At 40.2% G+C, this 12,739-nt stretch carries 10 protein-coding genes; 6 read left to right on the forward strand and 4 right to left on the reverse strand.

Annotation, left to right across the window (positions count from 1 at the left end; genetic code table 11):
- The first annotated feature begins 18 nt into the window (after positions 1-18).
- The 3 genes from GQR93_RS11940 to GQR93_RS11950 all read left to right on the forward strand — a co-directional run bounded on the left by GQR93_RS11940 (position 19) and on the right by GQR93_RS11950 (position 3,124).
- Entirely contained in the window at positions 19-1,617 is a 1,599-nt protein-coding gene (locus GQR93_RS11940; protein ID WP_004466478.1) for an APC family permease, read from the forward strand.
- A gap of 507 nt (positions 1,618-2,124) precedes the next feature.
- On the forward strand, positions 2,125-2,553 hold the full coding sequence (locus tag GQR93_RS11945; protein ID WP_223800485.1) for a hypothetical protein: 429 nt from the start codon (positions 2,125-2,127) through the stop codon (positions 2,551-2,553).
- Between the two features lie 142 nt (positions 2,554-2,695).
- Complete coding sequence (locus GQR93_RS11950; RefSeq protein ID WP_223802091.1) at positions 2,696-3,124, forward strand: hypothetical protein; 429 nt, start codon at positions 2,696-2,698, stop codon at positions 3,122-3,124.
- A 96-nt stretch (positions 3,125-3,220) separates the two neighbouring features.
- Here the strand turns inward: GQR93_RS11950 and GQR93_RS11955 are convergent, their stop codons facing one another.
- Positions 3,221-3,979, reverse strand: a complete 759-nt coding sequence (locus tag GQR93_RS11955) for a sulfite exporter TauE/SafE family protein (protein WP_004466472.1) — start codon at positions 3,977-3,979, stop codon at positions 3,221-3,223.
- Positions 3,980-4,208: 229 nt separating this feature from the next.
- Between GQR93_RS11955 and GQR93_RS11960 the strand changes: the two genes are divergently transcribed.
- Both GQR93_RS11960 and GQR93_RS11965 read left to right on the forward strand, forming a co-directional pair.
- A complete protein-coding gene (locus GQR93_RS11960) occupies positions 4,209-4,958 on the forward strand; it encodes a DUF6612 family protein (RefSeq protein WP_004466469.1) in 750 nt (249 codons plus the stop codon).
- A 226-nt stretch (positions 4,959-5,184) separates the two neighbouring features.
- The gene (locus tag GQR93_RS11965) at positions 5,185-7,839 is read left to right on the forward strand and encodes a YfhO family protein (RefSeq protein ID WP_035444658.1); all 2,655 of its coding nucleotides are present in this window, start codon (positions 5,185-5,187) and stop codon (positions 7,837-7,839) included.
- Between the two features lie 79 nt (positions 7,840-7,918).
- On the opposite strand, the gene GQR93_RS11970 is transcribed toward GQR93_RS11965, so the two are convergent.
- A complete protein-coding gene (locus tag GQR93_RS11970; protein ID WP_004466465.1) occupies positions 7,919-9,256 on the reverse strand; it encodes an APC family permease in 1,338 nt (445 codons plus the stop codon).
- Positions 9,257-9,875: 619 nt separating this feature from the next.
- On the opposite strand from GQR93_RS11970, the gene GQR93_RS11975 reads away from it, so the two are divergent.
- On the forward strand, positions 9,876-10,487 hold the full coding sequence (locus GQR93_RS11975; protein WP_187117482.1) for a LysM peptidoglycan-binding domain-containing protein: 612 nt from the start codon (positions 9,876-9,878) through the stop codon (positions 10,485-10,487).
- Positions 10,488-10,641: 154 nt separating this feature from the next.
- Here the strand turns inward: GQR93_RS11975 and GQR93_RS11980 are convergent, their stop codons facing one another.
- Together GQR93_RS11980 and kdsA are read right to left on the reverse strand one after the other, a co-directional pair.
- The gene (locus GQR93_RS11980) at positions 10,642-11,595 is read right to left on the reverse strand and encodes a KpsF/GutQ family sugar-phosphate isomerase (protein WP_159298798.1); all 954 of its coding nucleotides are present in this window, start codon (positions 11,593-11,595) and stop codon (positions 10,642-10,644) included.
- Positions 11,582-12,433 (reverse strand): 3-deoxy-8-phosphooctulonate synthase, encoded by an 852-nt coding sequence (gene kdsA / locus GQR93_RS11985; protein ID WP_035444657.1) that lies wholly within the window; start codon positions 12,431-12,433, stop codon positions 11,582-11,584. Before kdsA ends, GQR93_RS11980 begins: the two co-directional genes overlap by 14 nt.
- Positions 12,434-12,739: the final 306 nt, after the last annotated feature.

Here is a 12,739-nt window from a genome sequence, read left to right on the forward strand (position 1 = left end):
TGCAAATAGGAGGTACAAATGGATTCTGACAAAACGACTAAGATTGGATTATTTCAACTTGTAATGTTAACGCTTGGTTCCTTAATTGGATCAGGCTGGCTTTTCGGTTCTTGGGAAGCTTCGAAAATAGCAGGCCCCGCTGCTATTATTTCATGGGTCATCGGGGGTGCGGTCATTGCCGCAATTGCTTACGATTATGTTGAACTTGGCGCAATGTTTCCGGAAGCCGGCGGGATGAGCCGATACGCACAATATTCCCACGGACCGCTTCTGGGATTTATTTCTTCATGGGCCAATTGGATTTCATTAATTACGTTAATTCCAATAGAGGCCGTTGCTGCCGTTCAATACATGAGTTCATGGCCGTGGTCGTGGGCAAACTGGACCCATCAATTCTTGAAAAATGGCACCATTACCACAGCAGGCTTAATGGTGGTTTTCTTATTCATGTTGGTTTTCACTCTTTTGAACTTCTGGTCAGTTAAAATTCTAACCAGTTTTACCAGTTTAATCTCGGTTTTTAAGATCGGGGTACCAACGCTAACCATTATTATGCTGACAATTGCCAGCTTTCATCCCGAAAACTATGGCCATTCACTCCACGAATTTATGCCATACGGGTCAGCACCGATTTTTGCGGCTACGTCATCAGCCGGTATTATTTTCTCGTTCAATGCCTTTCAAACGGTTATTAATATGGGAAGTGAAATCGAAAACCCAAAGAAAAATATCGGTCATGGCATTTTCATTTCACTTTTGATTAGTGGGATTATCTACATTGTCCTTCAAAGTGTCTTTATAACGGCAATTAAGCCATCCGCAGTTGCAGCACACGGCTGGAGTGGTATTAACTTCAATTCACCATTTGCCGACTTGGCAATTATGCTGGGAATCCGCTGGTTATCCGTTTTGCTTTACATGGATGCCTTCGTTTCTCCCGTCGGAACCGGTGTCTCGTTTGCCGCATCAACAGGCCGAGCACTTTACGCGATGGAAAGTAACCAGCATATTCCGAGTTTCGTAGGTAAGATCAATCAAAAATATGGGATTCCCCGGGTTGCGATGATTGTTAACCTGGTTTTAAGTATGCTGATGGTTTCTGTATTTAGATCATGGGCAACCTTGGCAACGGTTATCTGTACGTCAACCTTAATTGCGTACTTAACCGGGCCGGTAACAGCGGTTGCCTTTCGAAAATTGGCCCCAGATTTTAAACGTCCTGTTAAGTTAAAGCATTTAAATTGGATGGCACCACTTTCGTTTGTCTTGGCTTCACTTGCCGTATATTGGGCAATGTGGCCAACAACCGTTGAAGTTATTTTGGTTATTTTATTAGGATTACCATTCTATTTTTACTACGAGTACCGGGCTGGTTATGTGAATACCCGGAAAGCATTTTGGTCAAGTATGTGGATGATTTTTTATCTCATTTTCATTTCAATCATGTCCTACATTGGCAGTCACCAATTTAACGGTATCAATTGGATCCCGTATCCTTGGGACTTTGTCGTTATTATTATTGCATCCCTTGGCTTTTATTATTGGGGAATCAAGAGTGCTCACGTCTTCCCGGACTTTTATCAGGCCAAGGAATTAAATGATACGGTAAAAGAATAGTCAATATAATTTATAACAACGAATCATTTTTGAGCCTATAACCAAAAAGCGTCAAATTGTCTATCTTCAGATCCTTCTGAATAGTCAATTTGACGCTTTTTAAGTAAACATTGTCCTCCCAAGGCAATTCCTATCATACAACGATAATCCGTTAAAAATAAAGGACGCTAAGCAAGATGACCACCCCGCTGGACAAATCTTCCTCATCATCTGTAAGCCTTTAACCACAAAAAAAGGAAGTTGAGATAAATATGACTTCATCGCAACTTCCCTTAGGCATATAAGTGCCCCTGCCAAGGTTCTTTTATCATAACACCTATTTGGCATTCAGGTGTTACTTCAGTCGTTCAAATAATCATTTTGGGAAGAATTTCCCACCTGTCAGATTACACCCACTGTCCTTATCCTTAAGACAATTCATTGATTAAGAAAATATTTCAAACACCCCATAACTATTGGCAAATCATTAACCACGTGTTATATTAAGGACATTGGAGGATGATAGATATGAATATGACTAAATTCGCAACAAAAGCTTCTATTACATTGGGGGCAGCTTTAGGATTAGGCTTGTTTATTGCACAACAACCTGCACACGCTGCTACTTGGCACAAGGGAACACCTTCAGCCGTTCGGGGAACTTGGAAAACAAAATCAACAAGTATCGCCGTTGGTTCAAAAAAGCAAACGGCTTATGACAAGGTAACCATCGCCAAAAATGCACTTTCCGATTATTCCTACACTGGTAAAAATAAATTAGGAATGAAAGGCACATCAGCAAAATACGCCGTGACCGGAAAATATACCTACATAATTAAGGCCAAGGTTGCAAAGAATGTGACACTTACTCTTCACGTTAAAAAATCAAGTAGTAAAGTGATTGTTATCGGTAATGGTACAAAGAATACCAACCCTGCTAAATATTACAAGGCTTAAGCTGGCAAAAAAGATTCTACTCCTCACTTTGTGTTGGAGCGGAATCTTTTTTGTTAGATGAATGGTTGAATTTTTGCTGACAAGGTTGGCAAGCCCACTAACTGGTGCTATATTAGGAGAATTGGGAGGTGAGTATTTTAAGATGAATCAATCAGTCAGGAAAAGTATAGTCGTTTTTGTAACAGCATTTATATTGACAGTAGTTTTTACACCATTAGCCAGTCACGCGGATACTTGGCACAAAGGAACACCAACCGCCCTTCGAGGTAATTGGAAGTCAAACGCCAAAACAGAGTCAACTGCCAGTGGCAAAGAAATCGTATATTATACACTATCATTTAGTAAGACAGCCGTCGGTAATTCAGCTACAATCAATGGAAAAACACTGCAGTTTAGACTTCACGCTGTCGATTATCAAAAAATCAGCAAGCAAACCTATCTGATCCGAACACTATTCACAGATAATCAAAATGGCATTTTAACCGTTAAACAAACCGGTAAGAAGAAAATCGTTGTCGGTAACGGCACTAACAATACAGATAAAGAATCCTACTATAAAATGGACAAGTAAGAAGAACGGCTATGATCAGCCGCCTTTTTAATACCTGTCCATTTTTTGTTATTCAATTAAACCGGCCACGATTAACATAAGCCAATTTCCAAATGTCTATTTAAAGAAATCGAGCATCAATTTACAGAAAAAGATAACCAAAACCACAATAATAATCGGCTTAGCCACTTTTCGGCCGCCTTTTTTAAACCATGAGGCCCCCAAATAATTACCAACGATCGAAAATAGGCCGGCTGTTAATCCCAGTGGTAAAAGAACTTTCGCGTTAAATAGGAAAACAGCCAATGCAGTTATATTGGTCGTTAGGTTAATCACTTTGGTTGTGCCGGCAGCAACGTTAATCGGCAAATGGTCGAGGCCGGTTAGCAGTAAAATCAAAAACGTTCCGGTTCCCGGTCCATAAAAACCATCATAGCCGCCGATCACAAACGAAATAGCAGCAGCGATAACCATTTGTCGATTCGAAATGCCCGTTTGTACAAAACCGGCAGCTCCCAGTGCCTTTTTGTTGGTCAATAAATAGATAGCTGTCACTGGTAAAACAATTGCAAGAATGATTCTAAAGTAAAAATCAGAAACATGAAGTGCCAGTTGTGACCCGGTTGATGAACCCAGAATAGCAGCAATGACCGTAAAAATAGACAGGCCCAAACGAAGATACCCGCTTCTCGCAAACTTCAGAGTTGCAACAACCGTCCCCATCGCAGAGGATAGCTTATTCGTGCCAATCGCAAAATGAACCGGCATCCCGGTCATTAAATAGGCCGGCAGTGAGATCAATCCGCCACCTCCGGCAATGGCATCCACGAATCCGGCTAAAAACACCAGCGGACAAACAATTATAAAGGTAAGCATGACAACCCCCGTCTTGAAATGAGTTAATACTTACCAGTTTAAATTGCAGAAATCCAATTGTAAACATGCCATAACCAAATAATATTTCGATTCATAAACAATCGAGTGAAATTCTTAATTTTATCACGGTACTACACGTGTTAGAATGATTATTGTAATTGTTCATTTGTTTAATACTATTTATTAACAATGAATACAATATTTTGAATTAATTTGGAGGAATTTTTTTATGAAGAAAGCAATGTTGTTTGTCTTTGGGGTATGTTTATTAGCTTTGGGGGGCTGTGCCAACACATCAAAGGTCGTTTCCAAGTCATCTAAAGCCGTCGACTCAATCAAGAGTGGACAGGCGATCGTCACATTAAAGACCAAGACCAGTGCAGGTACCCAACAAACGATTGATGGTGGTACATTTACACTGAATCCATTCGTTGTCGCTTTGAACCAGTCTAATCAAAGCCAACCAACCAGCCATTATTATATCAACAAGAATGTTCTTTACATTCAAATGAACAAAGTTTGGTACAAACAGACTGTTTCTAAAAACAGCCAGATCATTAAGAACACACGAAGTCAAATGTCTGCTCAATCAGCAGCTCAAATCCTTAAGGGCATCAAAAAAGATTTGAAATTAAAGAGCAATGACAAAACGTACACCCTTTCTTACGATGGCAACAGTAAGAAAGCAACAAGCACCGCTAAAAAGGTATTGGTTGCTCAATCAGGTCAAGCCGGTAAGCAAAATGCCAGCCAAATTGACGTTTCACATCTGACCTTCAAATATACTGTTAATAAGAAGACCTATTTGCCAACTAAATCCAATATCAAGATCAAATATACAAGCAAGGGCCAATCTACAACCAGCACTGTAAGTGGCAGCTACGCAGATCTTAACAAGGTTAAGAAAGTAGACATCCCACAAAGTGTTACCAGCTCAGCTAAAAAGTTCCCAGCTGGTTTAGCTAAATACATGTTTTAATTAGTTCAAAGGAACGCTTCTTATCCTGAACAACCGTTTAAAACAGTCGGCTGATATCCTATCATTAGGAATAAAGACATGATCATAAATCTCCGTCATTGAGGGCGGAACAACTCCTCTCAATGACGGGGATTTTTTATGATTATTAATAATTGATCCCAAGAGTATCGCACAAAATGGTATGATATTATAAGTATTAACATATTTGAAAGGATGTCCGTTCATAATGAAATCGAAGCGGAATACATTAATTATCAGTTTTCTTGCGCCACTAATTATAGTAACCTGCTATTTTATTTATCGTCAGTTTGCGCCGTTCGGCAGTTCGTCGGTGATGACTGTCGATATGGGGCAACAATACATTGATTTCTTTACTTACTTTAGAACCACACTTCTTCATAACCCAGGTGGCATATTCTATTCATTTAATAAAGCCTTGGGTGGCGACATGTTGGGAACGTGGAGTTATTACCTCATGAGCCCCTTAAACCTGCTGATCCTACTATTTCCGCTCAGCAAACTTCCTGCAGTCGTTGGCGTCATCACAATTTTAAAATATGCTTTGGCTGGACTCACCGCCGGCTACATGTTCATCAAGCTTCAGAAGACAACCGGATGGATGGTCGTTGCATTTTCAACATGTTACGCCTTGATGGGCTGGATGGTGGCAAACCAGCTCAATACCATATGGGTAGACGGCGTCATCTTGTTACCGCTCATTTATTTGGGCTTAACCCATATTCTTTCCGGAAGTTCAAGTAAGCTCTATATCATTAGCCTTGCAGCCATTTTAATGATTAACTACTACATCGGTTGGATGATCGCTATTTTTGTATCCGCCTATGTTGTCGTGTTTACACTATGCAAAGCTTACCAAACATCAACTTCTTATCTAAAGGTATTTCTAAAATGGTTGGGGGCTTCCTTAATCAGTGGTGCGTTATCCGCATGGATTCTGATTCCGACCTTTTACGCGCTTCTAAAAAGTAAATCTGATTTTTCTCAATCCCCCTTCTTTTTTACCTTTGAGTACAACCCGATTCGAATGATCGCAAAATTTGTTAATGGCGCCTTTGACTTTACCCAATTACCAAAAGGAACGCCAAATATTTTTGTTGGTAGTATTGTTTTGATCATGTGCCTGTATTACTTTTTTGCCCCATCAATCAAAAAACGATTGAAGATCGCAAATGGCCTGCTGCTTGTCTTTTTAATCCTGTCAATGTGTTTTGAACCACTGGACGTTATTTGGCATGGACTTGCACTCCCTGTGTGGTATCCCTATCGCTTTTCATTTATTTTCTCTTTCCTAATGATTCTAATTGCCTTTTCGGCACTTCAGGATATTCTCAAGAACGGACTTTCATGGCTTGGATTTGATATTTCACTGGGTATTATTGTCCTTGGATTTGTTTATATCGCTATTGCCATGAAGAAGTTCGAATTCTTAACCATTGGCAAATTGGTAACAGGCATCGTCTTCCTGATACTGGCTGTTTTATTGCTGTTCTTCTGGAACAGATTCCCTAAAAAAGCCTTTTTCCCGTTATTATTATTCTTACTGGTCGGTGCCGAGATGGGTACCAATCTAACCGTATCGTTAGCCACTCTTGGCTACCTGGATGCAGCTGACTACACCGAATTTTCAACATTAATGAGGGAAGCAAGCGCCAAGACCAAAAAGATGGATCCCGGTTTTTATCGAACCGCGGCCACCTTTAGCCGAACCAGAAACGATGCCATGACCGGTAATTTCTATGGTGGTTCTGTCTTCTCCTCAACACTGGAAACAGCAACGACTAATTTCTATAACAATATCGGTAATCCCAGTGGTACCTATTATGCCGTTTATTCTAACGGGACTGTCTTTACAGATTCATTATTATCGATGAAGTATTACTTCACACCACGACATGTTAAAAATAAAGTTGAGTCGCGTCGGTCACTTAATTATTTGACGCCACTGACCTCCCGTCCCGACTTAGTAGATTATTCCAAAAAAGCCCATACCAGTTTAATCAACATTTATAAGAACCCGTATGCATTACCACTAGGCTTTCTGTCAAGACGTCAATTCATGTTCCCAATCAATAATATGAATGAAACGGCTGCCTACCAAAACCAGATTGCTTCCCAACTTGACCCCAGAGTGGGTAACCTGTTCTCAAGTATCAGGCCGGCAGAAGTCACTTATGATAATGCCTACCCTGCCGCCAACTTCTCTAATTCACAGATCCGCAAAAAGGACAAAACCGAACCGGCTGGACTTACATTAACCATTCCGGTTAAGAAACACACATCTTATTACATGTCACTTGGTCCACGGATGACACAGGACACGCTGACTTACCTGGTTGACAACAAGCCACTGCAACAATATCGAACTTCCGCAAAAGAAACCCTATTAAATTTCGCAACAGGTACCAATAAGAATCGTACGGTTCATTTGCAAATTCTTGCCAATGTCAACCATGCCCCATTGGAAAATGTTTTCCTTTATGCCCTTGATAATAATAAAGTCAAACAATTATCTACGGATTTAAAGAAGAATTCATATAAGGTGACAAAATATACCGATCGTTCTATTACCGGGACGATCGCTTCTCCAAGCGATGATCGAACCATGACGACCACTATTCCATATTCCAAGGGATGGTCGGCAACCGTTGATGGCAAAAACGTCACGCCAAAGAGATGGGCAAACATGTTCATGTATATCAATGTTAATAAGGGTAAGCACACTGTTAAGTTTACCTATACCCCCGTCGGTTTCAAAAGTGGCCTAACCATTTCATTAGTCGCATTGATTGGGTTAATCGGCCTATGTGGGTATCAATTTTATCGACGCAAAAAAGTCACCGACATAAAGTCAACTCATTAATCCAACTCACTCATCCTATTGGAACATTTCAAAAACGCCCGCTGGCTTCCCCAGTTGAGGCGTTTTTGTTTGTCAATCATTAAAAGGGTTTATCTTTGTCCGCAATATCTCTTGGCAACCCTTTGGCTTGCCGATCCCGATCATCATACAGATACCACACACCGCTTAAGGTAAAAACGATTATCCCGGCAATCATTAATTTCACTGAAAAGCTTAAGATCAGATAGGACGTGACCAGAAGTGCCAAAATCGGAATCAATAAGCCGCCCGGCAACCGGAAACCTCTTGGCAATTTACTGTGATTTTGTAATCGAATCGATGCAAGAATAGTAGGAACATATTGAACAAACGATGTAAAAACGATACACGATGCAAGGAATAGATAATTCCCTGATAGTAGCATCAAGGCACATATCCCGCAGGAAAGCAGTAATGAGACAATCGGCACACCGCGCTTGTCTTGATGCCCCAACACCCGTGGTAATAATTGATGTTCGGAAGCCAGCGAACTTGCAATTAAAGGAGTGGAAAATGAAATCGACAGCGCCACGCCAAGAATTGAAATCAGCATCCCAATCAAAGCTAAATCATAACCAAGCTGGCCGGCGAAATGAAAGAACGAAGCCGCAATCGGTACATTATCAGTCGCAAGGTCCTTGCCGGAAACACCAATTGCTGTCATTTGTACAATCATATATAGGAGCGCAGAGGTCAATAGGACACTTATTAAGGCAATCGGCAGCGTCTTCTCGGGCTTCTTCATTTTGGAAGCAGCAATTGGTAAAAACGAAAAACCGGTAAACATATAAAAAACCATACCAAAGCCTTCATTAAAACGGTTGAATAGCGGTGCTGAATTTGAAACAGTTCCCGAAAGATTACTAAAGTTGGCCGGATGAATAAAGAACAAACCGGCAATGACAAATAATATTAAAACACCAACTTTGGCAATGGTTGAAATATTATCAACCCAATCCATAAACTTTGAACCAATTAGATTCAGCAACGTCAAAACGCCTAATATCAAAAGTGCCACTACGAGATAATGGCTATGCTGATTCAGGGTTGGAAACACACTTTTCAAGCTGGTGACAAGTGCTGAAATTTCGGTTGCCATTGTAATAATACCCAACAGCCAAGTAAAAATACCGATTTCAAATCCTGCAAACCGGCCAAACGCTGTATATGTGTATAACCACGCACCACCATCTCCGGGAATTTTACTGGCAAGGTTGGCAAAACAAAGTGCAATCATCAACACAGCCAAGCCGGCCAACGGCATCAGTAGAAGACTGACATCCCCTAATTTGGCATAGATTCTGCTTGGCATTAAAAAAATCCCGGAGCCAATAATGCCATCGACGCCCAATAGGAAAACACTTAGGAAGCTCAATTGTTTTTTAGTAGTGGCCGTCATTTTACCATCTCCTTTAGATGACTTTTATTCTTAAAACGCTTACATTATTGATTTTAGTTTAACACGCTACTTATTCTTTGATACTTTGATGCACTTGGTGAAATTAAAAACCATCATTATTTTTTTAGATTTACCAATTCTGTAGAATTCAATTTTTAAAAAGTCAATTGATAAATTGAATAGTATGGACGTCAATTAACTTTTAAAATAATTATTTTGTTATCAATAAGGATTAAATAATTACTTTTCAACCAACTTTTAAGTCTCAAACTAAAAAAATAGCATCGAAATAACAATTAATTACCTTTTAAAAGTTAGTATTTTTATTGCATCACGATAACCAACGCCATATTCTGACATCTTTTTGTAACATTCAAACCAAACCTGTGATCGATTCCATTGCCTGTTTATGAGCAATAACTGTTATTTTTTTAGGTGGACAATCACATTACATATATTACTCGAATGTAAGATAAGTCACTTCCACGACACAAACTCGTACACTTCTCGATATTGTCTCGTAACAATAAGCGGTTATACTCTTAGGAGTTAATCGTTGCTGGTTAACATATTGGAAAGAAACAGAAATTTCTCGAATCTACTTATAGGAGTGTCTATCTTGAAAAAATTTATCACAACCATTCTCGCAACATCAGCAGCTGCCGTTGGCTTGTTCTTTGCAGGCGCAGCAGGTGCAAATGCATCCACGACCTACACGGTTAAGTCCGGCGACTCTGTCTGGGCAATCTCGCAACAATTCGGTTCATCAATTAATGCAATCGAAGGCGCAAACAGCATCTCAAATCATTTGATCATGCCAGGTCAAAAATTGGTAATTCCTGACGGAACTTCGACCACAGCTGCTACTACCAACACTACTTCAGCAGCCACTCAGTCAACTACCAATACTCAACAAAAGGCTAGTTACAGCCAACCAGCTGCCAACACTACTGCAAACACAACTTCAGCAAGCAGTAATGCTTCATACGACAGCAGCACAAAGAGCGCTGTTTTAAGTCAAATGGCTTCTAGAACCGGCGTTTCAGCAGCTACTTGGGATGCAATCATCTCTCGTGAATCAAACTGGCAACCATCAGTTCGTAATAGTTCAAGTGGTGCTTATGGTTTATTCCAAAACATGCACATCAATGGCGGTTCAGTTCAACAACAAGTTGACGCTGCCGTTAGCTTATACAACCAACAAGGCATGAGCGCATGGTCTTTAGGTTAAGCTAAATCATTAAATTAAATTTTAAGTCATTCCAAATTTTGGGAATGGCTTTTTATTATGTCACCGGCAAAAAGCATAGCCAGCCATCCAATGAATGAAGAATTGGATTCGCCGGTTATGCTTTTTATTTTGATTCGTTTAGTTTTTCTTTGTTTTACAGCACATCGTGAATTGTAATAACACCCACAACATGATCATCATTATCCCGCACAATTAAATTGGAAATATTACGACTTGCCATCATTCGCCATGCGTCCCGATTACGCTTTTCCTGGTTAATGCTGACAAATCCCCTAGTCATATAGTCTCTAGCTGTTGACCGTTTAACTGCCGGGACATCCAGAAACTTTTTTCGGATATCGCCATCGGTCACAATCCCCGTGATTTGGTTGGTCTCTATATCCCGTACCAAGGTAATTCCAAGCCCAAAATTACTGATTGTATAAATAACATCATTGATTTTGGTATCTTCCTCGACATACGGGATCTTTGTATGCATAACATGCTTAACCTGTTGCAGCAGCATCTTGCCGATACTGCCACCAGGATGATATTGTGCAAACTGTTTCTTGTCAAATGATCGAATCTTTTCCAGTGCAACTAATAAAGCATCTCCCAAAACCAACGTTGCCGTTGTAGAAGATGTCGGGGCCAACCCTGTAACATCGGCTTCTTTTTTGACACTTAAATTAATCACTAAATCCGTATTTTTTGCTAAGGTCGAATTAGGATTCCCAGTAAGAGCAACGGTACTAATTCCGTTTGGAAAAATTGTTTTCATTGCAAACAACGTCTGAACGACTTCTTGTGTTTCACCACTGTTTGACACCAATAAAACGGTATCGTTTTTTGCAAGTCGTCCCAAATCGCCGTGAAAAGCAGTGGCGGCATCAATTGTAAAACTTGATTGCCCAATTGACGAAAGTGATGCTGAAATTTTTTCAGCAATAATTTCTGACTTACCGTTTCCAATAAAAATAACCCGACCAGTTGTTTCGTTAATCATATTGACCAAGTCATCAAAATGTTCGTCAAGTCGTTGAGACACTTCATCTAAAGCCTGCTTTTCAGATTCAAAAATATCTTGAGCAAGTTCATAGTAAGCCATCTTGAACCAACTCCTCTTTTTGCTGACGATTTTCATCAAACAATTTAACGGCCGTCGTTAAAATCGGCTTAATTTTATTGAGATAAAGCTGATTGTCAGCATCTGAAATTGCCGAGGGCGGATCTGGATGGACCTCCGCAAAAATGCCATCGACACCAATCGTCAAGGCTGCCCTCATTAATGGAAAAGCAAAATCCCGATTGCCACCCGAGTGACTACCGTGCCCGCCCGGCACCTGAACAGAGTGAGTTGCATCAAAGATCACCGGAAAGCCAATTTCTCTAAGCTGAATCAGGCTGGTCATGTCGACAACTAATTGATGGTATCCAAACATAGTGCCACGTTCCGTTAGCAATATTTTATTTGAAAACGGCGTGACTTTATCAACAGCTCCCTGCATATCACCGGGCGCCATAAACTGTGCCTTTTTAATGTTCACAACCCGACTGGTTGCTGCTGCAGCAACTAATAAATCAGTTTGCCTGCTTAAAAAGGCCGGTATTTGTAAGACGTCAGCCACTTCGGCAACCGGCGCACATTGATAAGATTCATGTACATCAGTGACAATCGGCACATGGTAAGTTTCTTTAATCCTGCGGAGAATAGCCAATCCGTTTTCCAACCCGGCACCCCGCTTTGAGTCTCCGGAGCTTCTGTTAGCTTTATCAAATGATGATTTGAATACATAGTTAATGTTTAAGTCATCCGTTATTTCTTTTAGTGTTTCGGCGACTTGAGCACAGGTCTCATAAGACTCAATTGCACATGGTCCGGCTAATAAGGTGAGGCGGTCATCACGAAACTGATAATCAGGAAAAATCGTTGAAATTTTTGTCATTATAACCCTCCTTGAGTTAAAAATAACCATTAAATAACGACAACCGGTAACGTTAAACCTAATCTTTCCCCTCATATTCCTCTAAATATCCAAGATTTATGTGTTGACCACTTCCTTTCAGAAGTGCCATTTTCATCTGCCATCAATTGTGGTTCCATGAAAAACCATATTTAAGCCAGACCATCTCTGAAATTATTTATCATTAGCATTATTTTTTTGTGATTTATGGAAGTATAGCACTGTAAGTACCCTATTAACAAATAATGGGCTATTCCTTTTTGAGACACCTTTCATTCTAAATAAGGA

The sequence above is a fragment of the Lentilactobacillus hilgardii genome (assembly GCF_009832765.1).
GTDB classification, from domain to species: domain Bacteria; phylum Bacillota; class Bacilli; order Lactobacillales; family Lactobacillaceae; genus Lentilactobacillus; species Lentilactobacillus hilgardii.

Coding starts and splice junctions, on each gene's coding strand:
- GQR93_RS11940 (WP_004466478.1), top strand. CDS start 19: ATGGATTCTGACAAAACGACTAAGATTGGATTATTTCAACTTGTAATG.
- GQR93_RS11945 (WP_223800485.1), top strand. CDS start 2,125: ATGAATATGACTAAATTCGCAACAAAAGCTTCTATTACATTGGGGGCA.
- GQR93_RS11950 (WP_223802091.1), top strand. CDS start 2,696: ATGAATCAATCAGTCAGGAAAAGTATAGTCGTTTTTGTAACAGCATTT.
- GQR93_RS11955 (WP_004466472.1), bottom strand. CDS start 3,979: ATGCTTACCTTTATAATTGTTTGTCCGCTGGTGTTTTTAGCCGGATTC.
- GQR93_RS11960 (WP_004466469.1), top strand. CDS start 4,209: ATGAAGAAAGCAATGTTGTTTGTCTTTGGGGTATGTTTATTAGCTTTG.
- GQR93_RS11965 (WP_035444658.1), top strand. CDS start 5,185: ATGAAATCGAAGCGGAATACATTAATTATCAGTTTTCTTGCGCCACTA.
- GQR93_RS11970 (WP_004466465.1), bottom strand. CDS start 9,256: ATGACGGCCACTACTAAAAAACAATTGAGCTTCCTAAGTGTTTTCCTA.
- GQR93_RS11980 (WP_159298798.1), bottom strand. CDS start 11,595: ATGGCTTACTATGAACTTGCTCAAGATATTTTTGAATCTGAAAAGCAG.
- kdsA (WP_035444657.1), bottom strand. CDS start 12,433: ATGACAAAAATTTCAACGATTTTTCCTGATTATCAGTTTCGTGATGAC.